Source organism: Arthrobacter sp. SRS-W-1-2016, from assembly GCF_002009585.1.
Lineage (GTDB): Bacteria > Actinomycetota > Actinomycetes > Actinomycetales > Micrococcaceae > Arthrobacter > Arthrobacter bambusae_A.
Map to the genome: position 1 here is coordinate 62,227 of NZ_MTPV01000006.1, position 22,774 is coordinate 85,000.

18 protein-coding genes are annotated in these 22,774 nt (G+C 63.9%); 14 read left to right on the forward strand and 4 right to left on the reverse strand.

Annotated features, from left to right (window positions below; genetic code table 11):
- Positions 1-97: 97 nt before the first annotated feature.
- Genes BMF89_RS01850 through BMF89_RS01860 form a run of 3 tightly spaced genes read left to right on the forward strand, consistent with a single transcriptional unit; the run spans position 98 to position 2,555 of the window.
- Positions 98-1,456, forward strand: coding sequence for an MFS transporter (locus BMF89_RS01850; RefSeq protein WP_078105390.1), 1,359 nt, complete (start codon positions 98-100; stop codon positions 1,454-1,456).
- Positions 1,453-1,878 (forward strand): RidA family protein, encoded by a 426-nt coding sequence (locus BMF89_RS01855; protein ID WP_078105391.1) that lies wholly within the window; start codon positions 1,453-1,455, stop codon positions 1,876-1,878. Before BMF89_RS01850 ends, BMF89_RS01855 begins: the two co-directional genes overlap by 4 nt.
- Positions 1,875-2,555, forward strand: coding sequence for an RraA family protein (locus tag BMF89_RS01860; protein ID WP_078105392.1), 681 nt, complete (start codon positions 1,875-1,877; stop codon positions 2,553-2,555). The genes BMF89_RS01855 and BMF89_RS01860 overlap by 4 nt, the downstream gene beginning before the upstream one ends.
- A gap of 120 nt (positions 2,556-2,675) precedes the next feature.
- Here BMF89_RS01860 and BMF89_RS01865 read toward each other — a convergent pair whose 3' ends face one another.
- Positions 2,676-3,899, reverse strand: a complete 1,224-nt coding sequence (locus BMF89_RS01865; protein ID WP_078105393.1) for a helix-turn-helix domain-containing protein — start codon at positions 3,897-3,899, stop codon at positions 2,676-2,678.
- A 154-nt stretch (positions 3,900-4,053) separates the two neighbouring features.
- On the opposite strand from BMF89_RS01865, the gene BMF89_RS01870 reads away from it, so the two are divergent.
- The 4 genes from BMF89_RS01870 to BMF89_RS01885 all read left to right on the forward strand — a co-directional run bounded on the left by BMF89_RS01870 (position 4,054) and on the right by BMF89_RS01885 (position 9,348).
- Complete coding sequence (locus tag BMF89_RS01870) at positions 4,054-5,541, forward strand: amino acid permease (protein ID WP_078105394.1); 1,488 nt, start codon at positions 4,054-4,056, stop codon at positions 5,539-5,541.
- 5 nt (positions 5,542-5,546) lie between these two features.
- On the forward strand, positions 5,547-6,815 hold the full coding sequence (locus BMF89_RS01875) for a M20 family metallo-hydrolase (protein WP_078105395.1): 1,269 nt from the start codon (positions 5,547-5,549) through the stop codon (positions 6,813-6,815).
- Positions 6,812-7,633 carry a nitrilase-related carbon-nitrogen hydrolase gene (locus tag BMF89_RS01880; protein ID WP_078105396.1) on the forward strand — a complete coding sequence of 274 codons (822 nt, stop codon included), beginning with the start codon at positions 6,812-6,814 and terminating at the stop codon, positions 7,631-7,633. Before BMF89_RS01875 ends, BMF89_RS01880 begins: the two co-directional genes overlap by 4 nt.
- Before the next feature lie 68 nt (positions 7,634-7,701).
- Positions 7,702-9,348, forward strand: a complete 1,647-nt coding sequence (locus BMF89_RS01885; protein WP_078105422.1) for an NAD(P)/FAD-dependent oxidoreductase — start codon at positions 7,702-7,704, stop codon at positions 9,346-9,348.
- 602 nt (positions 9,349-9,950) lie between these two features.
- Here BMF89_RS01885 and BMF89_RS01895 read toward each other — a convergent pair.
- Positions 9,951-10,751: a FadR/GntR family transcriptional regulator gene (locus tag BMF89_RS01895; RefSeq protein WP_078105398.1), complete on the reverse strand. Its 801-nt coding sequence runs from the start codon at positions 10,749-10,751 to the stop codon at positions 9,951-9,953.
- 143 nt (positions 10,752-10,894) lie between these two features.
- Between BMF89_RS01895 and BMF89_RS01900 the strand changes: the two genes are divergently transcribed.
- From BMF89_RS01900 to BMF89_RS01920, 5 genes are read left to right on the forward strand one after another with little or no spacing between them, the layout of a single operon-like run.
- On the forward strand, positions 10,895-11,992 hold the full coding sequence (locus BMF89_RS01900) for a sugar ABC transporter substrate-binding protein (protein ID WP_078105399.1): 1,098 nt from the start codon (positions 10,895-10,897) through the stop codon (positions 11,990-11,992).
- Position 11,993: 1 nt separating this feature from the next.
- Positions 11,994-13,547 (forward strand): sugar ABC transporter ATP-binding protein, encoded by a 1,554-nt coding sequence (locus BMF89_RS01905; RefSeq protein ID WP_171983372.1) that lies wholly within the window; start codon positions 11,994-11,996, stop codon positions 13,545-13,547.
- Complete coding sequence (locus BMF89_RS01910) at positions 13,544-14,551, forward strand: ABC transporter permease (RefSeq protein ID WP_078105401.1); 1,008 nt, start codon at positions 13,544-13,546, stop codon at positions 14,549-14,551. Before BMF89_RS01905 ends, BMF89_RS01910 begins: the two co-directional genes overlap by 4 nt.
- Before the next feature lie 26 nt (positions 14,552-14,577).
- Positions 14,578-16,074, forward strand: coding sequence for an amidase (locus BMF89_RS01915; RefSeq protein WP_078105402.1), 1,497 nt, complete (start codon positions 14,578-14,580; stop codon positions 16,072-16,074).
- Positions 16,071-16,808, forward strand: coding sequence for a 5-oxoprolinase subunit PxpA (locus tag BMF89_RS01920; protein ID WP_253190654.1), 738 nt, complete (start codon positions 16,071-16,073; stop codon positions 16,806-16,808). The genes BMF89_RS01915 and BMF89_RS01920 overlap by 4 nt, the downstream gene beginning before the upstream one ends.
- Positions 16,809-16,923: 115 nt before the next feature.
- On the opposite strand, the gene BMF89_RS01925 is transcribed toward BMF89_RS01920, so the two are convergent.
- Positions 16,924-17,160, reverse strand: a complete 237-nt coding sequence (locus BMF89_RS01925) for a hypothetical protein (protein ID WP_078105403.1) — start codon at positions 17,158-17,160, stop codon at positions 16,924-16,926.
- Positions 17,161-17,484: 324 nt separating this feature from the next.
- Complete coding sequence (locus BMF89_RS01930; RefSeq protein WP_216353774.1) at positions 17,485-17,628, reverse strand: helix-turn-helix domain-containing protein; 144 nt, start codon at positions 17,626-17,628, stop codon at positions 17,485-17,487.
- Between the two features lie 951 nt (positions 17,629-18,579).
- Between BMF89_RS01930 and BMF89_RS22700 the strand changes: the two genes are divergently transcribed.
- Positions 18,580-20,013, forward strand: coding sequence for a GH25 family lysozyme (locus BMF89_RS22700; protein WP_078105404.1), 1,434 nt, complete (start codon positions 18,580-18,582; stop codon positions 20,011-20,013).
- Between the two features lie 9 nt (positions 20,014-20,022).
- Positions 20,023-21,909 carry an S-layer homology domain-containing protein gene (locus tag BMF89_RS01940; protein ID WP_078105405.1) on the forward strand — a complete coding sequence of 629 codons (1,887 nt, stop codon included), beginning with the start codon at positions 20,023-20,025 and terminating at the stop codon, positions 21,907-21,909.
- The last annotated feature ends 865 nt before the right edge of the window (positions 21,910-22,774 follow it).

Sequence of the window (22,774 nt, forward strand, 5' to 3'; positions counted from 1 at the left end):
TTGATGGAAATTCCGCCATTGAACTGTGGTACGCAACACAGGATAGTTATCTGCATCCTCACCCGGGCACTCGCCCCATACTCATCTGGAGCTTCTCATGGCCCAAACGGCAGATACCGCCTCCGCGTCCGCAGCCAGGCTTGACCTGGCCAAGATGCGCAAAATTGCCCTCGCCAGCGTCATCGGCACCACCGTCGAGTGGTACGACCTGTTCGTGTTCGGAACAGCGTCCGCCTTGGTCTTCAACAAGATCTTCTTCCCCAGCTTCGACCCGATTGTCGGCACCATGCTGGCCTTCGGCACCTTCGCGTCCGCCTACATTGCCCGCATGGTGGGCGCCATCATCTTCGGCCACTTCGGTGACCGGCTCGGCCGCAAATCCATGCTCCTGATCTCCCTGCTCACCATGGGAGCGGCAACTTTCGCCATCGGCTTGCTGCCTGACTACAACAGCATCGGCATCATGGCGCCGCTGTTGCTGCTCTTGCTACGCGTCATCCAAGGCCTGGCCTTGGGCGGCGAATGGGGCGGCGCGGTACTCATGACCGTTGAGCATGCTCCTTCCGCGCGCCGTGGCTTCTACGGCTCCCTCGTCCAGGTAGGTGTTCCCGCTGGCACCCTGGTCGCCAACGTCGCGTTCCTGATCGTCGCTTCCACCGTCAGCTCGGACGCGCTGCTCAGCTGGGGTTGGCGCATCCCCTTCCTCGCATCCTGCCTCCTGGTGGCTGTCGGAATCTACATCCGCCTCCACATCGAAGAAACCCCGTCGTTCCAGGCCGTCAAGACCGCTGGTGCCAAGGCAAAAATGCCCTTTGCCACCCTCATGGCCAAGTACTGGAAGCAAGTTGTCCTCGGCGGCATCGCCACCCTCTCTACCGGCAGCACCTTCACCCTGTTGGTTGCCTCCGGTGTTTCCTACGGCAAGAAAGACCTCGGTCACTCGGAGAGCCTCATGCTCTGGGTTGTCCTGGCAGCCTGCGCACTGTGCTTTGTGCTCATCCCCTTCTTCGGAAAGCTCTCGGACAAGTACGGCCGCAAGCCCATCATCTATGCCGGAGTGGCAGCTGAGGCTCTGTTCGCTTTCCCCATGTTCTGGCTCATGGACACCAAATCCGTCCCCCTTCTGTTTGTCGCATACCTCGGAATGATGACGGCTTTCGCTGCCAACTACGGACCGATCGCCACATTCCTGGCCGAACTCTTCGGCTCCACGGTCCGCTACTCCGGATTGTCCGTGGCCTACATGCTCTCGGGCCTCCTCGGCAGCGCCGCTACCCCGTTTATCACCACCTGGCTCCTGGGCATCACGCACCAGAGCTCCTCGATTGCTTGGTACATCACGGCCGCGGCATTGATGTCCTTGGCGGCATTGTTCGTCCTGACCGAAACCCGTCACGGCAACATCGACGCCGTCGACGAGGCCCCCGTGCATGCTGTGGAAGCGGCTGCAAAATGAGCGATTCCCTACCGACTAACGCGGCCGGGATCACCACGCATCCGGCCAGCGTCACCCGACTCGCCGAGATTCCTGGCCAGGCGGCCGCCGTCGGGCCCTTCTCCCACGCGGTCATCGCCAACGGTTTCGTGTTCACTTCCGGCCAGATCCCGGCCATCACGGGCCTGGATGACCAAATGGAGAGCTTCGAAGGGCAGGTCCGGCAGACCATCGAAAACCTGCGTACGGTACTGGAAGCAGCGGGTTCCAGCCTGGCGCACGTGGTCAAGGTCAACACGTACTTGACCAGCAAGGACCAACTCGAGGAGTACAACCGCGTCTACACGGAGTACTTCGGCCCGGCGATGCCCGCGCGCACCTCGGTGTGCGTGAGCCTCTGGGGAGTCTCCCTCGAGATTGAATGCGTGGCGGTGCTCGCATGAGCCAGGCTTCCACGGCGGAGCTTCTGTCCTCGGCAGGCCTGTTGGCGCGGCTTGCCGAGGTCAGCTACCCCACGATCGGTCACTTCCTCGAGAACGGATTTGTCGATCCGGCCATCCAATCGCTACTGGAACACTCGCTGACGGAGGACGGGATCGACGCCGACAAGATTGCCGGCCCGGCCGTCACCGTCCGGATCGTCGACAACGACGCCATCGCCATGAACCGCGCGCTGCTTGCCCTGACTCCCGGCAGCGTTCTGGTGGTGGACATGTCCGGCGACCACCGGCATGCGCCGGTGGGAGCCGTCACGGTCGCTGCGGCGAAAGCGCAAGGCGCCGCCGGCGTCGTCGTGGATGGTGTGGCGACCGATCTGCTGGAACTGCGGCAGACGGCGCTCCCCGTCTTTGCCCGCGGTACCTCGTCCCTCACCACGAAGCGCGTCTACGGCACCGGCTCGGCCGTGAACGAACCGGTCCAGTGCGGCGGCGTCACAGTCAATCCCGGTGACATCGTGCTCGCGGACAGCAATGGTGTTCTGGTGCTGAGCGGGGAAGCGGCCAGCGCCGTCGTGGACCTGGCCGCAGCCTCGGATGCTGCCGAACCGGCAATCCTGGCGCGCATCGCCGCCGGCGAGTCACTCGATACGATCCTCGCCCTTGAGGATACGGTCCGGTGAGGCCCTTAACTCGATCCTGGTCAACGTCCCGCCGTCGGGGCGAACGACAGAAGGACGCCGCGCTGCGCGTCGCAACTCCGAGCAGTCGCCATGGAGCAGGAAAGTGCGCTTCCACCGTAGCTATTGCCGCGCTGCAAAAATCGCCGGCCGGCCTGAATCAGGACTCCGCAGCTTGGACAGCGCCAGAAACGCAATAGCAGCCCCGCGGGGCATCTGAAGATCAAGCCCGGTGTACTTTTCGAAGGACGCCAAGCGATTCACGATCGTATTCCGATGACATCCGAGGATCGCGGAGGTCTCCAAGAGGCTACCGGAGTCCAGAAAGACCGTGACCGTTTCCAACAATCGTTGCCGCTCCCCCGGTGAGCAGCGGCGAAGATAAGGGTCCACAAGAAAGGCCGGATCACACCCTACTTGCGCCAGACGATAACGCGTCACGGACTCCCAACGATCCTCGAGCCGAAAAACACCGGTTTCACCCACCGCAAGGTCGGCCATGATTTCCCGTGCGGCAAGGACCGCCATGCGGACGCCGGCGATGCCCTGGGCAATGGGGGCGACGCCGGCGGCGAGTCCTTCGAAGAGAGCGCGCTCGTCAAACGCCAGGTCGAGACGCAGGCCTTGCTTTCGCTGCAGAATCACGATCGTGTGGTGCCCTTGGTCGAAGGCGAACCCCGCTACGGCTCGCGGTGCAGACAAACTCCCCAGCCGCCGGCGTAGCATCAGGCTGTCGTCCCTGCTGATGGCGGCCACCAAGAATTCGGCGCCAGGGTCGATCTTGAGGGCACCTGCTATGCGCAGCATGTCCGACGGCGACGGTTCGGCAGCTGCCAGGAGCTTCGTAAGGTACTGATGCTGCAAATCCGCGGTCGCTGTCTCAAGATCCTCCGCCTCCGCGACATAGCTTTCCTTGACGCGGACCGCAAAGGTGTCCACTACTTGCCAGACCAGTTCTGTCTTGCGGACCAGCAGCCCTGGATTGACGCCAAGGGACGGTGCCGAGAGCGCCTCCCAGAGCACCGAGAAGTCGGTCCGGATAGCCCGCACCAGACTCTCCAAGGGGATCCCCTGCTGCGCGCGCTTGGCGCCCAGCTCAGCAGCCAGCAGCTCCAATGAAGACATGTCCGTGCCGCCCTTGGCCAAGGACTCAAGCATTGCGTTGAAGCACTTTTCGCTGCTGCTCCTCAAGTCTTCCAAAGTGAGCCCGGATTCCGTGTAGGCCGGATCCAGGAGAATCCGGCCCAGGAAATTCTCCGCAAGTTCAGGCACCTGACCGGCCAAACGTTCGATGATCCGCTGCCACTGTGCGTCTTCGATCAAGTTCTTCCCCTCCACGTGTGACATACAAATAGCATGGCTCTGGCTTGCGCAAAAAGCACTGTACTTTCATCCAATTTTTGCTCCTCTTTCTCCTGCTCCCTGTCATTGGCGGGAGTCGAATCCGCTGGAATGATCGATTCCTGTCGCCCAGTGGCGGCAATCACATCCAGGAGTTTCCATGAGCACAGCAGATCCAGTCCAGGAGCGACCAACGGCGGTCCGCGTGGACGAACAAGCAGGCTATAAGAAGGGCCTTTCCAACCGGCAGATCCAGATGATAGGCATCGGCGGTGCCATCGGAACAGGGTTGTTCCTCGGTGCAGGCGGCCGCTTGGCTTCCGCGGGCCCGGTCCTCCCCATCATCTACGCCATTTGTGGCGTCTTCGCTTTCTTTGTCCTGCGGGCTCTTGGCGAGCTGGTGCTGCACCGCCCCTCTTCCGGATCGTTCGTTTCCTATGCGCGGGAATTTTACGGGGAGAAGGCTGCCTATGTTTCCGGCTGGGTGTACGCCATTTCCTGGGCCCTCACGGCCATCGTGGACATTACAGCCATCGCCGTGTACTTCCATTATTGGACTGCCTTCAGCAGCGTCCCCCAGTGGGTCTTGGCCTTGGCCGCGTTGGGTGTCGTCACCGCGGTAAACCTCATCTCAGTGAAGCTGTTCGGCGAACTCGAATTCTGGTTCTCAGTCATCAAAGTCGGCGCCCTGGTCACCTTCCTCCTCGTCGGTGGCATCTTCTTCGCCGGCAACTTCCCGGTAGCGGGACACAGCCCCGGTCTCTCCCTGATCGCAGACAACGGCGGACTACTGCCGAACGGCCTGCTCCCTGCCATCGTGATCGTCCAGGGCATCGTCTTCGCCTACGCCGGTATCGACCTCATCGGCGTCGCCGCCGGCGAGGCGCAAAACCCCCACAAGGTCATGCCCAAAGCCGTCAACGCCGTCATCTTCCGTATCGCTATCTTCTACGTAGGATCCTCGGCCCTGCTGGCGATGCTGCTGCCATTCAACGCCTACAAAGCCGGCGAATCACCGTTTGTTACATTCTTTGCGGCCATTGGGGTTCCCGGCGCGGGCGACGTGATGAACTTCGTGGTCCTCACTGCCGCCCTCTCCAGCCTCAACGCCGGTCTCTACTCAACAGGCCGCATCTACCGCTCCATGGCACAAACCGGCGCAGCCCCCAAATTCATGGAGCGCATGAGCCGCGGCGGCGTCCCCTACGGCGGAATCCTCTTCACCGCTGCCATCACCCTGCTCGGGGTCGGACTGAACGCAGTGGTCCCTGCCATGGCCTTCGAAATCGCCCTGAATGCAACGGCCCTTGCCATCCTGTGCACCTGGGGAACCATCGTCCTCTGCCAGCTCAAGCTCTACAAACTGTCCAAGAAAGGACTCATCCAGCGCCCGTCGTTCCGGATGCTGGGTGCTCCTTGGACGTCCTACTTGACGCTGTCCTTCCTGGGCGGAGTCTTGGTCCTCATGCTGTTCGACTTCCCGGTGGGCACCTACACGGTGGCAGCTCTTGTCATCTTCATCCCTGCACTGGCGATCGGCTGGTTCGCCGTCAGGAAACGCGTCAACGAACTCGCTCTCGTCAACCCGGGAAGCCATGTCCTCCCGCTCCTCTCCAGTCCTGTTAAGAACGACCCGAAGGAAAGCTGATCACCATGAGTACCGCTGAAAGCACCACCACGACAGCCGACGCGCAGGCGTTCCTGCGCGATTTCCGGAGCTTGTCCGTCATCGGAGAAACCCCCGGGCACGGCGTGGACCGCCAGGCAGCCACCGCGGCCGACGCGCAGGCCCGAGCCTGGTTCACCTCCCTGGCCGCCCAGTACGGGTTCAGGACCGAAGTCGACCGGACCGGCAATGTCTTCGCCCTCCTCGAGTGGACGCCCGGTGCGCCCTATGTGCTGGTCGGTTCCCACCTGGACAGCCAGCCGACCGCCGGCAAGTATGACGGCGCCTACGGGGTCGCGGCCGCTCTGCATGCCGGACGGCGCCTTGCGGAATCCACCGTTCCGGGCGAGGAGCCAAAGTACAACCTGGCGGTGGTGGACTGGTTCAACGAGGAAGGTTGCCGCTTTGCCCCGTCCATGATGGGCAGCTCCGTGTACACCGGCAAGCTCCCCGTCGAGGAGGCCCTCGCAATCCAGGACAAACAAGGAACCACTGTGGCCCAGGCACTGGAAGCCATCGGCCACCTGGGCACGGGCACGGGCCCCACCGCGGCAGCGTACGCGGAGATCCACATCGAACAAGGCCGGTCCCTGGAAGACACCGGAATCACCATCGGCCTGGTCCACTCCTGCTGGGCCGCGGCCAAATACAGCGTCACGGTCCACGGCGAGCAGGCCCACACCGGCTCGGCGGTCATCGCCGACCGCAAGGACGCCCTGCTCGGCGCTTCGATGTTGGTGGTGCTGCTGCGGGAAACCGCCCAAGCCTTCTCCGGCGCCGTGTTGCACACCTCCGTCGGCCAGCTCGATGTCTACCCCAACTCGCCCGTGGTGGTTCCGTCCAGGGTGGACCTGGTGATGGACCTGCGCAGCGCCGACGAGGAAGTCCTCGCCGCCGCCCAGAAGCTGCTCCACGAGGGCATCACGCGGATCGAGTCCGACGCCAACGTCACCATCGACGTCCAGCAATCACATGCCTGGGGCCTCAACCCGTACCAGCCCGCCGGCGTCGACCTCGCCCGCGAATGCGCCGACAAACTCGAGCTCAGCCACGCACCCGTGTTCACCCTCGCCGGCCATGACTCCATCAATATGAAAGACATCGTCCCCACCGTGATGCTCTTCGTCCCCAGCGTGGACGGCATCTCCCACAACGAGCGCGAGTTCACGCACGACGACGACGCCTGCGCCGGGGTGGACATGCTTACCGAAGTCGTCGCCCGCCTCTGCCGCGGCGAACTCGACGGGGCGAAATGACAGCAGCGCGCCAGCCCGGCTTGCGTGTAGCGGTCCTGCAGGCCACCGGCCTGGTCAACTCGGCAGCGGAGAACATCCGGCGCATCGCCGCCCGGGCGCAGGAAGCCCGGCAACGCGGCGCAAACCTGCTCGTCACCCCCGAGCTGTTCGCCAGCGGCTACGCCCCGACCCTGGTCCACGGCACGGACGGCACCACGCACCGGCAGCAGCTCGCGGCTATCGCCGCGGGCCACGGCATCGCGCTGGTGGCCTCCACGGTCGAACACGAGGCCGGCAGGCACTACATCAGCGCCTCCCTGTTCGGCCCCGACGGCGCGGAGCTGACCCGCTACCGCAAGCAGAACCTGTTTGGCGCCGACGAGAAATCGGTGTTCACGCCCGGAACCGAGCCGCCCGCCGTCGTCGAATTCAGCGGCTTCAAGATCGCCTTGGGGATCTGTTTCGACGTCGAGTTCCCCGAGTTCGTGCGGTCCACCGCCCTGGCGGGCGCCGAGCTGTTGTGCGTGCCGACGGCCGTTCCGCTGCGTGCCACGGACGACGCCGGCGGCCAGCCCTTTAACACGCGGCTGATCCCCGCCATGGTGGTCCCAACCCGCGCCCTCGAAAGCCAGCTCTTCATCGCCTACGCCAACCACGCCGGACCAAACTTCGCAGGCCTTAGCACCATCGCCGACCCTTACGGCCGGCAGCTCTCGGCAGCAGCCGATGACGGCGAACTCATCGTCGCCGACATTGACCTGCAGACCCTGGTTGAGGCTCGAAGGGATACCGACTACCTGGCCCGCTTCACGCAATCCATCCCCTCTTCACACCTGTAAGGACAGCAGTGACCATCGCAGCAACAACCCCCGCAGCAGGGTCCCTCCCGGCGGCGGCCCCCATCACCATGCTCAACCCGGACTTCCCGTTCCCCTACGACGACTACCTCGCGCACCCGGCCGGCCTCGGGGCGGTGCCGGAACACATGCACGGCACTGAGATCGCTGTCATCGGGGCCGGTTTGTCCGGGCTGGTGGCAGCGTACGAGCTGATGAAGATGGGCCTCAAACCGATCATCTACGAATCCTCGAGGATCGGCGGCCGCCTCCGTGCCGGCCGTCCTGAAGGTCAGGCCGGACCTGTGGCGGACCTGGGCGGCATGCGCTTCCCCCGCTCGGGCAGGTCGTTCTTCCACTATGCCGATAAGCTCGGGATCGAAACCCAGCCCTTTCCCAACCCGCTGACGCCGGCGGCGGGCAGCACCGTGATCGAACTCGGCGGCAAGGCCCACTACGCCGAAACCGCCGCGGATCTTCCGCAGTTCTTCGGCGACGTCGCCGCAGCATGGGACGACTGCCTCGAGGAACGCGCCCACTTCACGGCGATGCAGGACGCCATCCGGAACCGCGACCTGGCCACCATCAAGAGACTCTGGAACGAACTGGTCCCGAAGTTCGACGACGTTTCCTTCTCCGGCTACCTCGCCACTTCCAAAGCCTTCTCCGCTCTGCCCTTCGAATACCGCGAAGCCTTCGGCCAGGTCGGCTTCGGCACCGGCGGCTGGGACACCAACTTCCCGGACTCGTTCCTGGAAATCCTCAGGGTGGTTTACGTCGACGCAGACGCAGACCAGCACCGCATCATCGGAGGAGCGCAACTAGTCCCCGAATGCCTGTGGCAGCATGCACCGGAAAACCTCACGCACTGGCCCACGGGCACCAGCCTGGCGTCGCTACATGGCGGCCACCCCCGCGGCGCCGTTGCCGCCGTCGCGCGCGTGAAGAACGACGGCGGCGGCCCCGGCGACATCGCCGTCACGGACCGCTGGGGACGGACTGCCGAATACCCGGCGGTCATCGCCACGTGCCAGAGCTGGTTGCTCTCGGCGCGCATCGACGTCGACGAATCGCTCTTCAGCCACAAACTCTGGACCGCGATCGAACGCAGCCACTACATGCAGTCGTCCAAGACCTTCGTGGTGGTGGACCGGCCCTTCTGGAAGGACATCGACCCGGAAACAGGACGGCAGGTCATGAGCACCACCCTTACAGACAGGCTCACCCGCGGAACCTATCTCCTGGACAACGGCCCGGACCAGCCCGCGCTAATCTGCCTGTCCTACACCTGGAACGACGACGCACTCAAGTGGCTCCCCTTGGATGCCGACGAGCGGGTGCGGCTCATGCTGCACTCCCTCAGGCAGATCTACCCCACGGTGGACATCGCCTCGCACATCATCGGCGACCCCATCACTGTCTCGTGGGAGGACGACCCCAACTTCATGGGCGCCTTCAGTGACAACCTCCCAGGCCACTACCGCTACCAGGAACGGCTCTACACCCACTTCATGCAGGAAGGCCACCCGCCGGAACACCGCGGCATCTTCCTTGCAGGCGATGACGTTTCCTGGACCGGAGGCTGGGCCGACGGAGCCGTCACCACAGGCCTGAACGCTGTGTGGGGCGTGATGAACCAGCTGGGCGGCTCATCGCCGGCGGAGAACCCCGGCCCCGGCGACCGCTTCGAAGAACTCAAGCCCATCCGCCTCCCCTGAGGTTCCATCCGGATGGGCCGAGGCGTTCGCCCGGCCCATCCACCCGATCACGGCGGAGTCACCCGTTGAAGAGAACCATTTCCCTCATAGAGAAGGTGTCCCACGTCCAACAGGACTGGAGCACGTTGGAACCGAAAACCGACGTTGATGTTATCGGCCCTGACGGCACCAATTACGAGGCGGTTGTTCATTCCATGACCCAGGATTCCAGGGTTGTGTGGGTCCCGCGCCAAGACGTCGGAAGCCGACATTTGCTTGACCATTGTGATGGGGTGCGGGACGTCACGTCCGACCTTGGCGTGCTCGCCACCAGGGGCCGGTTCCAGCGCTAATCGGGCAACGGGCAGTCGGCCCCGACGGTTCGTGAACGAAGCCTCATCGACTCTAGCCGGGCAGAATGCGTCGCCGTCCCGGTCGCGGACCGCAAAAGCCAAACCGAGATCATCATTCAATCGGCACCCCGCACCAAAAGGGCGACGCGGTCTTGGATAGGAAGCGCCCTTTTCCGGGTCGGGAGAAATGCCGCGAGATGCTAGGCCGGCTGCCTTGAGGGAGCGGCGCGTCAAAGACCCACAGCTCCCGTCGCGGGCCAGTGTATGCAGTTATTCAGTGCGGGGTCTCGAGGCCGCCAGTCGGCTCGAGTCGGGGAGCGTTGCCACGAAAATGTCCGTCGCGCTGATGTCCGCCAGTGCCTTGCGCCGGGTGTCGTCGAGGTATCCGACGTGGCCTTGGAATGCCGCCCGGGCGGCTCCCGGGTCTTGGTCCGCTATGGCCTGGTAGATGACCGTGTGTTGCGCCCAGACGGCTTCGCGGTCCAGCAGATCGACGAAGACGGTGTTGGTGGCCGGCCGCATGAGATGCACGGACATCATCGCGAGTTCGAGAATCTGGTTCTTTGCGGCCCTGGTGATCGCAGTATGGAACTCAATGTCGAGCTGAAGCCATTCAGCGAGGTCGAGGTCGGGGTTCGAAGCGAGGTGAATCGGCTGGTAGATCGCCTCAAGGTCTTCCTCCGTGCGCCGCCTTGCGGCCAGATCGACGCATTGCATTTCCAGCACCCAGCGCGCCTCGTCGACGTCATGCAGGGAGACGTTGCCTGCCCGGTACCACAATCGGATGGCGTCACTGAGCTGTTCGGCGACGGTCTCAGCATCGGGCACCGCGACGTAGGTCCCTCCCCTGCTTCCGCGGGATGAAACCACGAGTCCTGTTGCCGCCAGGATCTTCAGTGCTTCCCGGGCGGTTGCCCGTGCCACATCGAACGATTCAGCCAGCTCAAGCTCGGAGGGTAACCGCTCTCCCGGTAGCCATTGGCCGACGCTGATCGCCCTCCGCAGTTGGCGGGCAATCTGCCCGGACGCGTCCTTGCGGCCGAGCTGAACCGGCACGAACTCTTCTGGCATCGCTAAACGCACCCTGCCTTCACATCGGTGGAAACCCCTTTACAAGTAAAGGATACTCCTTGCATAATGTCCAAAGTTAGACATTCGCTTTTCCCTCAACATTCCGTTGCGGGAGCCAACCCATCCAACCCCTGGAGAAACCGATGACTCTGAAGATCAGCACAGCGTTGGGGATCGCTGCACTCGTGTCGGCAATCGCCCTCAGCGCATGCACCGCACCTCCCAAAGCTGCAAGCGATTCCCCGGCCACCGCCACGACATCCGGGGCCGCGGCCAGCACCGAAGCCATGGGCAATACCCTGAAGTTCGTCGATGCCGGGACCAAGGCGCCCGCGGGCAAGAAGGTGGCCTATCTGGCAGAATGCGCAGCCGCCAATGCCTACTGCCAGACCCGGCTGAAGGGCGCTCAGGAGACGGCCGCCAAAATGGGTGTCGAGCTGACCGTTTTTGACGCGAACTTCGACACGGCCGCCCAGTTGCAGCAAGTCCAGGACGCCGTGCAGCGAGGGTTCGACGGATACATCTTCTCGCCCGTGGCCGACGCCCCCGGATGCTCGGACTTCCACCTGCTGCAGGCCAGCGGCAAGCCCGTCACCACCATCAACAGCCCCATGTGCGGCAACCCCGACTACACGCCGGAGACTGCCGGATTCGTCGGCATGCAGACCACCCAGTTCTTCACCGAGCACGTCGAAAACGCCTTCAAGTCCTGCACGGCTTCCTGTAATGCGATCGCCGTCGGAGGCTTCGTCGGATCCGACTTGTTCACCCGCTGGGAGACCGCCATCAAGACAGCGGCCGCGAAATACCCCAACGTCAAAGTTGTCTCCGACCAGCCAGGAAACTTCGACCCCTCCAAAGCCCTCTCGGTGGTCCAGGACGCGATCAGCGCGAACGGCAAGATCGACCTCGTGATTTCCTCTTGGGACGACATGACCCGCGGTGTGGAGCAGGCCGTTCGCGATGCCGGGAAGACCCCGGGGAAGGACGTCCGCATCTACAGCGTGGGAGGCACCAATGCAGGCGTGGCCAAGGTAACCGGCGGGGCGTGGACGTCAACATCGGTCCTGCTTCCGTACGAGGAATCCTCCTACGGTGTCGCCCAACTGGTCCGTGCACTTTCCAGCGGTGAAAACACGCCCGGCTTCGCGTACCTGGCTCAGGCACCCGCCGTCACGCAGGGCCCCGGCTCGATCTTCATCACCGCAGCCAATGCAAGCAAATTCCACCCGGAGTACTGACATGCGCACCCACGATCCATCCCCCGCTGCCGACGCACTCGTCGTCCGTGGCATCAACAAGCAGTACGGGGACATCCCGGTCCTGAGGAACGTTTCCCTCACAGTCAGGGCAGGTGAAGTACATGCTCTCGTCGGGGAAAACGGGGCTGGAAAGTCAACACTGATCAAAACCGTGGCCGGCGCCGTCGGGCAGGACAGCGGAACGGTCAGCATCTGGGGTCAGGAGCTCGACGGCGGGCAGCCCGGCAAGGCTGCCGCCGCGGGGCTTGCGGTGATCTACCAGGAGCTGACCATCGTCCCGGAAATGACAGCTCTGGCCAACGTGTTGCTCGGCAGGTCACCGCGGAGGTTTGGTTTCATCGACCGCCCGGCGGCCTTGGCTCAGTACCGGGAGGCTGCTGCAGCAGCCGGCACCTCCATACCCCCAGGCACCCGGGCCGGGGACCTGTCCACGGCCAACCAGCAGATGCTAGAAATCATGAGGGCCTTGGCCAGCCACCGTCGCCTGATCGTCATGGATGAGCCCACGGCCTCGCTCGGCCCGGAAGACAGCCGTTCGCTCCACAAAGCCATCAGGGAACTCACCTCCGCCGGATGCTCGGTTGTCTACATTTCCCACAATCTCGACGACGTCCTGGACATCGCCGACAGCATCACCGTGCTGCGCGAAGGCGCCGTGATCGACAGCAGACCATCAGTCGACTGGGATAAACCCTCCCTGATCGTCGCGATGCTCGGCGGCACCCCGGCCGAGGTCCAGCCCACCGCCCCGGCGCACACCAAAGGCCGGATCGCCCTGAGCGTCCGCGGGCTGACGGCCCCAGGGGTCGATCTGCCAACACTGGACATCCGCGAAGGCGAGATCATCGGCCTGGCCGGACTCGTCGGTTCGGGACGCACCAGGCTGCTGCGGACCCTGGCCGGCGCGAACCGCCAAACAACCGGAACCCTCACACTCGATGGAAAGCAGGTTCCATGGCCTCGTTCCCCCCGGGACGCCATCCGACGCGGGATCGCGCTGGCCCCGGAGGACCGGAAAGACCAAGCCCTGGTTCTGGACCGGAGCGCGGCCTGGAACGTGGCCCTGGGCCAATTCGCCAAGGCATCGGGCCGACGTCCCTTCCGGAACGGCGCGCTGGCCGGATGGGCAAGTCCCGGCGCCGCACGGATGGGGTTCGACCCGAGCCGGCTGAACGGTCCCGCAGGGACCCTGTCGGGCGGAAACCAACAGAAACTCGTGCTGGCCCGATGGCTGGACCGCGGACTCGGTTGCCTGCTCCTGGATGAACCAACACGGGGCATCGACATCGGCGCCAAAGCCCAGATCTTTGCCACGGTCCGCCAGCTCGCCGACGAGGGGCTCTGCGTCATCTGGTGCAGCAGTGACCTGGACGAGGTAACCCGGTACAGCGACCGGATCATCGTCCTGGCCTCCGGCCGGGCGGTGGGCGAACTGCCGGCAGGGTCTACGGTCCAGGACATCCTCACCCACACCTACACCGCACCGGCGCCCGGAAGCATCGGGCCCACAACAACAGATATGGCAACATCATGAGCACGACAACCTTTCGAAACACCCGGATGTCCGTGCCCGCGCGGACGCCACGGATAGGTCCAACCCTGCGCCGTTTCGGCGTCGTGGCGGCCTTACTGGTCCTGGTCCTCCTCATCAGTTTCGCCCAGCCGGGCTTCCTCGCCGGCGGAAACCTGATGAACATCGTCAGCCAATGGGCCCCCGTGGCCATCATGGGAATCGGCATGACGTACGTGGTCATCACCGGCGGATTCGATCTCTCCGTCGGGGCCATCTACTCCCTTACGGCCGTCATCGCGGCGACCGTCGGCCGGACAGAGGCCCCGATCGTCGCGTTCGCCGCATCCGCCGGGGCCGGTATCGTGGCCGGGCTCGTCAACGGATGGATTGTCACCGGGCTGAAAGTCAACCCCTTCATCGCCACCCTCGGCAGTTCCCTGATCATCTCAGGCACCACGCTGGTCATCACGGGAAACCGGGCCGTCGTCGTCAGCTTCGCCCCGTTCCAGGAACTCGGCAGCGGGCGGCTCGCCGGCATCCCGTACTCGGGAATGCTCCTGGTCGCGCTGCTTCTGCTGGCCGGCTGCATCCTGGCATTCACGCCCTACGGGCAATCCGTCTACGCGGTCGGAGGGAACCAGGAAGCCAGCCGACTCGCGGGTATCCGGACCCGCGGCGTCGTGGCCAGCACCTACACGCTCTCAGGGCTGTGCGCAGGCATCGCCGGGGTCGTCACGGCCTCGCAACTGGGATCGGCACAGCCCAACCTCAACCCGAACCTGGTCTTCGATGTCCTGACCGTTGTCATCGTCGGCGGCACATCGTTGACTGGAGGAAAAGGTGCCATCTGGCGGACCGCCGTCGGCGTGGCAATCCTCGCCACCCTCCAGAACGGCTTCAACCTCCTGGACATCGATTCGTACTACCAGAACATCATCAAGGGCATCATCATCATCGCCGCCCTGACCCGGCTCCCCGGAATCCGGCCCGCACTCAGACTGCGCCGCCCCAACTCCTCCAAATAAGAACCAGAACCCACCAAGGACTCACCATGACCATCACAACCATCGAAGAACTGACCATCGCCGAGGTCCACGATGCACTCCTCGCAGGAACCTTCACCGTGCGGGAGCTCGTCGAGGCATACCTGGAACGCATCCGCACCCTCGACGCCGAGGGGCCGGCACTGAACTCCATCGTCGCCGTCTCCGGCACCGCCCTCGAAGAGGCCGACGCGCAGGACGCGTACCTCGCCGCGAACGGCAAGCTCTCCGGACCGCTCCACGGGGTTCCGGTAGTGGTCAAAGACCAGATCGAAACCGCCGGAATTCCGACGAGCTTCGGCAGCGCCGCGACCGGCGCCTACACAGCCGCCCAGGACGCGACCGCGATCGCCCAGCTGCGCGCAGCCGGCGCGATCATCCTTGCCAAGACCACCATGCCGGACTTCGCCACATCCTGGTTCTCCACTTCCTCCAGGAGCGGGATCACCCGGAACCCCTACGACCTTGCCCGCGACCCGGGCGGATCCAGCAGCGGCTCCGCAGCCGCCGTCGCCGCCAACCTCGCCCTCGTGGGCATCGGCGAAGACACCGGCGGTTCCATCCGACTGCCTTCTTCCTTCTGCAACGTCGTCGGACTCCGCGTAACGCCGGGCCTGATCAGCCGGACCGGGATGTCCTCCCTCGTCGTGCCGCAGGACACGGCCGGGCCCATCACCCGAACCGTCACGGATGCCGCCGTCGTCCTGGATGCACTTGTCGGCTTCGACCCGAAAGACCCTTACACCGCGGCGTACGCCATTGCCCGCCACTCCGGTACCTACGCCGCAGCCGTGGCCAAGAACGGTCTCACAGGCAAACGCATCGGTGTGTTGCGCCAGGCCTTCGGGCGCGATTCGGACGCAGAATCGGCGGAAGTCAACGACGTCGTCCGCCAGGCCCTGGCTGCCGTGGAAGCGGCAGGAGCCCAGCTCGTCGATGTGGAAGTACCGAACCTGAACGACTACGTCGCCGACACTTCGGTGTACTTCTCACGGTCCCGGCAGGACATGAACGCCTTCATCGCCAAACGGCCGGAGCTCGGCATCGATTCGATCGAACAGCTTCACGCGGAGGGCAAGTTCCACGAGAAGCTGGATCTGTTCGTCGGGATTGCGACCGGTCCGGCGACGGCAAAAGACGACCCCACGTACCCGGACCGGGTGGCCCTCCAAGGCGACTTCCAGCGACTGGTGGCAGGAATCATGGCCGAACAGAAGCTTGACGCCATCTGCTTCCCGGACGTCAAACTCGCAGCCCCGAGCCACGAGGACATCTTCGCCGACCGCTGGACTTGCCTGACTTACCCGACCAACACCGTCATCGCCTCCCAACTATTGTTCCCCGCCATCACAGTTCCCGCCGGATTCACCAGCCGCGGACTGCCCGTCGGGCTGGAAATCATGGCGCTGCCCTACTCCGAACCGCAACTGCTCGGACTGGCACACGGGGTCGAGAAGGCCACGTCAGCACGCAGGGCACCCAGCCTGTCCCAGGTGAAAGCGTGAAAGGCAAGACCTTGATCCCCCAGCTGACACTCAACTCGGACATGGGCGAGTCCTACGGGATCCATTCCTTCGGAAACGACGAAGCACTGCTGCCCCTGGTCGACTCCATCAACGTCGCCTGCGGCATGCACGCAGGTGACCCCGGCACCATGAACCGCATCGTCACTGCGGCAGCATCCGCCGGTGTCCGCATCGGCGCCCACCCCGGCCTGCCGGACCCCGTGGGCTTCGGACGACGCGAAATGGTTTTGCGGAAAGACGAGGTCCGGGACCTGGTCCGATACCAGGTTGGCGCATTATGGGGATTTCTCGACTCCGAAGGGGTTCCTCTTAACCACATCAAGCCCCACGGTGCCCTGTTCGCCATGCTCTCCAGAAGCGAGGAACTCATGGACGCCCTCTGCGACGTCGCAGAGCAATTCAAGGTGCCGGTCTACGGACTTCCGGGAACCTGCCACGAAACAACCGCGGTACGCCGGGGAATCCCTTTCGTCGGCGAACTGTATGTCGACCTTGACTACAACGCCGATGGCACCGTCATCGTCAACCGCTCAAGCCATGTATCCGGGATAGCACAAGCCGTTCAACGCACCCACAGGTACCTGGAGGAAGGAGCCATAGCTTCAGTCACGGGCGAAACCGTCAGAGTCAGGGCGGATACCATCTGCATCCACTCCGACCAGGCAAACTCCGTCGAACTGGCAACCGCAGTCCGGAAAGCCCTCAACGACTGATCCGCGCCCACCAAGCCCAATAAAGCCGGGTGCCCGATGAATTCTGGCACCCGGCGAAGCCGCAATGAGCGGGTCTCCCGCTCGATCAAGTGGAGAACCGAGGCCAATTTCCCGTTCACGAGTCACCAGGACCAGGTCCTGGACCATGCAGGCCGGAGTTAAACGCGTCCCGGGAAGGATTCGACTTTGGCGGGGTTCCGCTCAATGACGTCGCCCAGCCGCCGTCGATCCGGTCGAGAATCTCCCGGTCCAGGATCAGCTCGGCGGCTTTGACAGGGTCATCGAGATGCTCGGGCCGGCTCGCGGTCACGATTGCGGCGTTAGCGTCGGGGTTGACCAGGACCCTTGCCACGGCTGGCGATCTATTTTGGTGTGAGTACTTCCGGCAGCGTCTTTTCCAGCTTCGGGCTGGCGCCGTCACCACGATTTCCAAGGCCGCATGGGAGAGCGCGGAATGGCAAGTCCCGCCGCATCAATCGTCCCGCCTACCGATACGATTGATGCGGTGGGAAAACCAACCAGTGCAAACGGTCAAGTTTTGTCAACCGTCAGGGGCCAAACAGGGCCCCTGACCTGCGGAAACACTGTGCCCGAGGTGGGACTCGAACCGCATTCCGGGGCTTGAAAACACTCGAAAGTCTTGGAAACATACCGAGCACAGGAACGGGCTGTCGGGTCAGGCGATCTGGATCCGTTCGTCGCCGAGTTCAACCTCGACACGAAGCCGGCCACCGACTGCGTCAACATATTGCCGCAGCGTGTCGACCTGGGCGCGATCAATGTCACCGTGCTCGATACGAGAGACCCTGTTCTGGCTCACGCAGCCGTGCAGCCAACTCGACCTGCGTCAGATCCGAGGCTCCCCCGATCGTGTCGCCGATCCGTTCCATGGCGTCCCGGCGGGAAGCACGTGCATCCCCTGAAACTAGATGTCGCAAGATCCAACGATGGTGCTTGACACGTGAATCATCACCAACGGGATCACTTCCACCCCAGGCCCGAGTTTGGCGCGGTCAAGTACGAAGACGTCCGTGGAGGAACGAAACTACCTCGTGGAAGCCGCTTCCGGCAGGGCCCTGAGGAGTTCGCCACAGGTGTCCGAGTGCTCGCTCAACTGCCGACGGAGCGATCCACTCGCACGGTCGAGCGGCATCGCCGGCCTCAAAAGGGCCGGTCACGGAGAGAGCACCGTGTGCGGTCGGGGTCGGTGATCCACAGTGCCTGCTGGGACGTCTTAGCGAAGGCGGTGTCATCTGCAGCGACTACTTCGGGCTCCCTGCCCGGTCCGCGAAGATCAGCTGCTGGTCGCCCTTTGAGGCGAGCAAAAACCGGTTCTTGACGCGGGGCCATAGTCACGACAGCGACGGGTTCCCCGCCGCAGGCCCCTACTTAACCACGAACGACAATAAATAGACCAGCACCCAGGCCGTATTCAACCGGTCGAAGTAACACCTGATCGTGGAGGTGTTGGATGCCGTTACAAAATCGTCAAAAGGGGCCGTTCATGATTACTGACGGCCTACCCAGCCCTCGGCCAAAGACTTCGCTCCGCCCCTGATGCTTCGGGAGAGTTGCTCCTTTCTGAATGGGTTACGTCCGAGCAGGGGCGATACGCGGATGGTGGACCTTCGTTCAGTGTCTCGACAACTGCCCCGGCCTGTGGCAGGGACAAAATGATTTTTTATCAAGGCGTAACTTTGATAGGCCGGCAAACGATTACACATGTGTCATATTTTTTTCAAACCCGGGTTGCCCGGAGAGGTCTCACACCATGTTCCGCGACCGCCCTTCGCCGCGCCCCGCGCTGCGCGTTACTGCTGCGCGCCGCCGCGGAATCGTCAATCTTCCAGTCCTCACCCTCTTGACCGTCCTCGGTCTCGCCGCCGGAATCCCTGTGGCAACGGCAGACGCCACACCCTCTCTCTCGAGTCTCTCGAGCAGCCCTGATCAGGGCAATCACGCCATGGGTTCGACCGTCCGCGCCCACCAGCTCTCATCTGGCACATTGCCGGGATCGGTTACTGCTTCCACTGCCCCGGTCGGCGCCCCGGGCATGGACGTCAGCAGCTGGCAAGGCACCGTCGACTGGGGCGCTTCTGCCGCCAACGGTGCGAAATTCGCTTACGTCAAAGCGACCGAGGGCACCGGGTATACCAACAACTACTTCGGCAGCCAGTACAACGGTTCGTACGACGCCGGCCTCCTTCGGGGCGCCTATCACTTCGCCCGCCCGGACCTATCCGACGGCAAGACGCAGGCGAACTTCTTCGCCGACAACGGCGGTGGCTGGTCCCCCGACGGCCGCACGCTGCCGCCGCTGCTGGACATCGAATATGACCCGTACGGCAGTATCTGCTACGGCCTGAGCCAGGCAGCCATGTCCCAGTGGATCCTTGACTTCGCCAACACAATGCAGGCCCGTACCGGCCGTCCGCCGGCGATCTACACCACCACGGACTGGTGGAGCCAATGCACCGGCAACAGCTCCGGTTCCGGCAGCGAACCCCTGTTCATCGCCAACTACTCATCCTCGGCAGGGCCGATGCCGGCCAGCTGGAGCAACTACACTCTCTGGCAATACGCCGACAGCGGCGCCTTCCCGGGTGACCAGGATGTCTTCAACGGCTCCTTGGACCAGCTCTCACGGTTCGCCGCCGGCTCTGCGTTCACCGACGTCGGACCAGACAACGGGTTCTACAGCCAGATCAGCTGGATGGCCTCCACAGGCCTGTCCACCGGCTACCCCGACGGCACCTACCGCCCGCTGAACTCCGTCAACCGCGACGCGATGGCTGCCTTCCTCTATAGATACGCGGGCAGCCCGGCCTACACCCCGCCGGCCACCTCCCCGTTCACCGACGTCGCCACTACCGACCCGTTTTACAAGGAAATCTGCTGGCTCGCGTCCACACGGATAGCCACCGGCTACCCCGACGGAACTTTCCAGCCGGGCCAGCCGGTAAACCGGGATGCCATGGCAGCCTTCCTCTACCGCTTCCAAGGATCACCCGCATACAGCCCACCGGCCACCTCCCAGTTCACCGACGTCGGCCTCACCGACCAGTTCTACAAAGAGATCAGCTGGCTTGCCTCCACCGGTATCAGCACCGGCTACCCGGATGGGACCTTCCGGCCGCTGGACCCGGTGCACCGCGACGCCATGGCCGCGTTCCTCTACCGCTTCCGCAACACCTTCCATGGCTAGGCAGCGACCATGACCTCACCGACCCGCAGAAGAACCGAAAACGCCGTCGTGACCTCGCGCGCACTCATCCCCTTTTCCCGACTCGCGGCGCTAGCGCTGCCAACGCTCCTGGTGCTGGGACTGAACCTCAGTGTCCCGACCGCGGCTTTTGCCTCGGAGCACGCCGCAACGGCGGCATCCACCACCGCGGACAGCAACCCGTCACCGGACCGCCACGGCGCGCAGGTGCCAGCCCAACTCAAAGGCCACCGCCATGCACCCGTATGCGGTACCGCCCAACCCGGCCGGGCCGCTTGCAACTCGGTGGTCGACCTGGACGTGAGCGGGCAGGTGAGCCCGGACATCTCCCCCTACGGCTACGCTCCGGCCGACCTTCAGTCCGCCTACGGGTTGCCCGGCGGGGCGGCGGGAACAGGTAAAACCGTGGCCGTCGTCGACTCGTACAATGACCCGAATGCCGAGTCCGATCTCGGCCTTTACCGCAGCAAGTACGGCCTGCCGGCCTGCACCACCGCGAACGGCTGCTTCCGGAAGGTCGACCAGCGCGGCGGAACGAATTACCCGGCGATGGACCAAGGCTGGGCGCAGGAAATATCGCTGGACCTGGACATGGTCTCCGCCGCGTGCCCGGGCTGCAATATCCTGCTCGTCGAAACCGACTCCACGTACATGGATGACCTCGGGCGCGGAGTCAACACCGCGGTCAGCCTGGGCGCCAATGCGGTCTCCAACAGCTACGGCAACAGCGAATACAACAGCGAACCAGCCTACGACAAGGCCTACTACAACCATCCCGGGATCCCGATCACAGTCAGCACCGGGGACGCCGGCTACAACTTCGGACCGGAGTACCCGGCCACGTCGCCCGACGTGATAGCTGTCGGAGGAACCAGCCTGGTCCAGAACCCGGACACCGGCGTGTGGACCGAGAGTGCCTGGCACGCGGGAGGCAGCGGCTGCTCGGCCTACGAAACCAAACCCGTCTGGGAGCGCGACCCAGGATGCAGCAGTCGGACGGAAGCGGACATTGCCGCGGTCGCGGACCCCTCGACCGGGGTCTCGATCTATGACAGCATCCCGGACCAGAACGGCCTCAACGGCTGGGAAGTCATCGGCGGCACGAGCGCCGCCGCTCCCATCATCGCCGCCGCCTACGCGCTGACCGGCAAGCCCACCACCGATTACCCTGCCAAACTTCCCTACACGGCACCCACCGGCCTGTTCGATCCCGGCAACGGCAGCAACGGCACCTGCAGCATTGCCTACCTCTGCAACGCCCAGACCGGCTACGACGGCCCCACCGGCACCGGAACACTCCGTGGTTTGCGCGCCATCGCCCCGCGGCAGTGCAATTTCACCGACGTCCTCGTCGTCGACCCGTTCTCCTCGGATATGTGCTGGATGTCTTCGGTCGGGATCTCCACCGGATATCCCGACGGAACGTACAAGGCCACCACACCGGTGGCCCGGGACGCGATGGCCGCGTTCATGTACCGGCTGAAAGGCTCCCCTGCCTATACGCCTCCGACGACATCCCCGTTCACCGACGTGGCACCGACGGACCCGTTCTACAAAGAAATCAGCTGGCTATCGACCAACGGTATCGCCACCGGTTACCCGGACGGCACCTACCGACCGCTCGACTCTGTGCACCGGGACGCCATGGCCGCGTTCCTCTACCGCCTCGCCGGGTCGCCGAGCTACGCGCCCCCGGCCACGTCTGCATTCACCGACGTGGCGACGACGGACCCGTTCTACAAGGAGATCAGCTGGCTGGCTTCCACCGGGATCAGCACCGGATACCCCGACGGCACTTTCAGGCCCGGCAGCCCGGTGAACCGGGACGCGATGGCGGCATTCATGCACCGGTACAGCAACGCGTTTCCCAACAACTGACCCGCCCGGCGGGTGAACTCGCCCGGAAGGCGCTGCCAGCACAGCAACCCAAGACCGGCGTTGCGCACATAAGAACGAAGGCCTGAACCGGACACGAAGGACCACCGGCTACGGCATCAACCACCCTGGCGGTGCGTTGTCCGGACGCCAGGTGCTCACCCAAAACGACGGCACCGGATGCCCTCAGCATTCCGGATTCGATCGCTCCTTGACCGCCTTTGCCAGACACATCCAGGTCGACCGTCCACCGTACGCGGACCGCACGCCGATCGCCCATCTGAGCAGGACGGGTTGCCGACCGAAGGGCAAGAAGATCGTCCTGCCCGGGCCTTCAAGCAGCGGCAAAACACACCTCGCCGTCGACCTGGAAATCCGGGCTTCTGCGCGATACCGCCCTCGGCTCGCTCCCGTCGGGACCCTTGAACCGGAACCTGGAACGCGAGCGTCGGGCCCTTCACTTTTTCGCAATCCACGCCGGTGTATAACGACGATTCCAGGGATCATCAGACCTGTCACCAGCAACGCAAAGACAAAATTCTTGCCCTTCGCATTCGAAGCGGGCGAACGCGAACATGTTCATCGCCGAGATGGCTACGGTTGGTCACTCTCTCACGCGGGTCCAATGTGCGCGGGAAGCTCCCAAGTTCGATCGGCCGCATTTCCGCAGGACGTCGCATCCGGTAGTAGATACCGTGGGTCGGTAGTGAAGTCCGCACCTGGAAGGCCCACGCTCTTGCAGCCGAGGGGCTTGTTGAGGCCCTGTGACGAGACGGTGGATGCCTCTGTGGTCAAAGAGGCAGTACCCGTATGAAGGCCCGGGCTTACCATGCAGGTTAGATCCTCTTGTTTGGCTGACTGTGGCCGG

What these genes read in the sequence shown, in the direction of transcription:
- BMF89_RS01850 (WP_078105390.1), top strand. Translation starts at nt 98, where the DNA reads ATGGCCCAAACGGCAGATACCGCCTCCGCGTCCGCAGCCAGGCTTGAC.
- BMF89_RS01855 (WP_078105391.1), top strand. Translation starts at nt 1,453, where the DNA reads ATGAGCGATTCCCTACCGACTAACGCGGCCGGGATCACCACGCATCCG.
- BMF89_RS01860 (WP_078105392.1), top strand. Translation starts at nt 1,875, where the DNA reads ATGAGCCAGGCTTCCACGGCGGAGCTTCTGTCCTCGGCAGGCCTGTTG.
- BMF89_RS01865 (WP_078105393.1), bottom strand. Translation starts at nt 3,899, where the DNA reads ATGTCACACGTGGAGGGGAAGAACTTGATCGAAGACGCACAGTGGCAG.
- BMF89_RS01870 (WP_078105394.1), top strand. Translation starts at nt 4,054, where the DNA reads ATGAGCACAGCAGATCCAGTCCAGGAGCGACCAACGGCGGTCCGCGTG.
- BMF89_RS01875 (WP_078105395.1), top strand. Translation starts at nt 5,547, where the DNA reads ATGAGTACCGCTGAAAGCACCACCACGACAGCCGACGCGCAGGCGTTC.
- BMF89_RS01880 (WP_078105396.1), top strand. Translation starts at nt 6,812, where the DNA reads ATGACAGCAGCGCGCCAGCCCGGCTTGCGTGTAGCGGTCCTGCAGGCC.
- BMF89_RS01885 (WP_078105422.1), top strand. Translation starts at nt 7,702, where the DNA reads ATGCTCAACCCGGACTTCCCGTTCCCCTACGACGACTACCTCGCGCAC.
- BMF89_RS01895 (WP_078105398.1), bottom strand. Translation starts at nt 10,751, where the DNA reads ATGCCAGAAGAGTTCGTGCCGGTTCAGCTCGGCCGCAAGGACGCGTCC.
- BMF89_RS01900 (WP_078105399.1), top strand. Translation starts at nt 10,895, where the DNA reads ATGACTCTGAAGATCAGCACAGCGTTGGGGATCGCTGCACTCGTGTCG.
- BMF89_RS01905 (WP_171983372.1), top strand. Translation starts at nt 11,994, where the DNA reads ATGCGCACCCACGATCCATCCCCCGCTGCCGACGCACTCGTCGTCCGT.
- BMF89_RS01910 (WP_078105401.1), top strand. Translation starts at nt 13,544, where the DNA reads ATGAGCACGACAACCTTTCGAAACACCCGGATGTCCGTGCCCGCGCGG.
- BMF89_RS01915 (WP_078105402.1), top strand. Translation starts at nt 14,578, where the DNA reads ATGACCATCACAACCATCGAAGAACTGACCATCGCCGAGGTCCACGAT.
- BMF89_RS22700 (WP_078105404.1), top strand. Translation starts at nt 18,580, where the DNA reads ATGTTCCGCGACCGCCCTTCGCCGCGCCCCGCGCTGCGCGTTACTGCT.
- BMF89_RS01940 (WP_078105405.1), top strand. Translation starts at nt 20,023, where the DNA reads ATGACCTCACCGACCCGCAGAAGAACCGAAAACGCCGTCGTGACCTCG.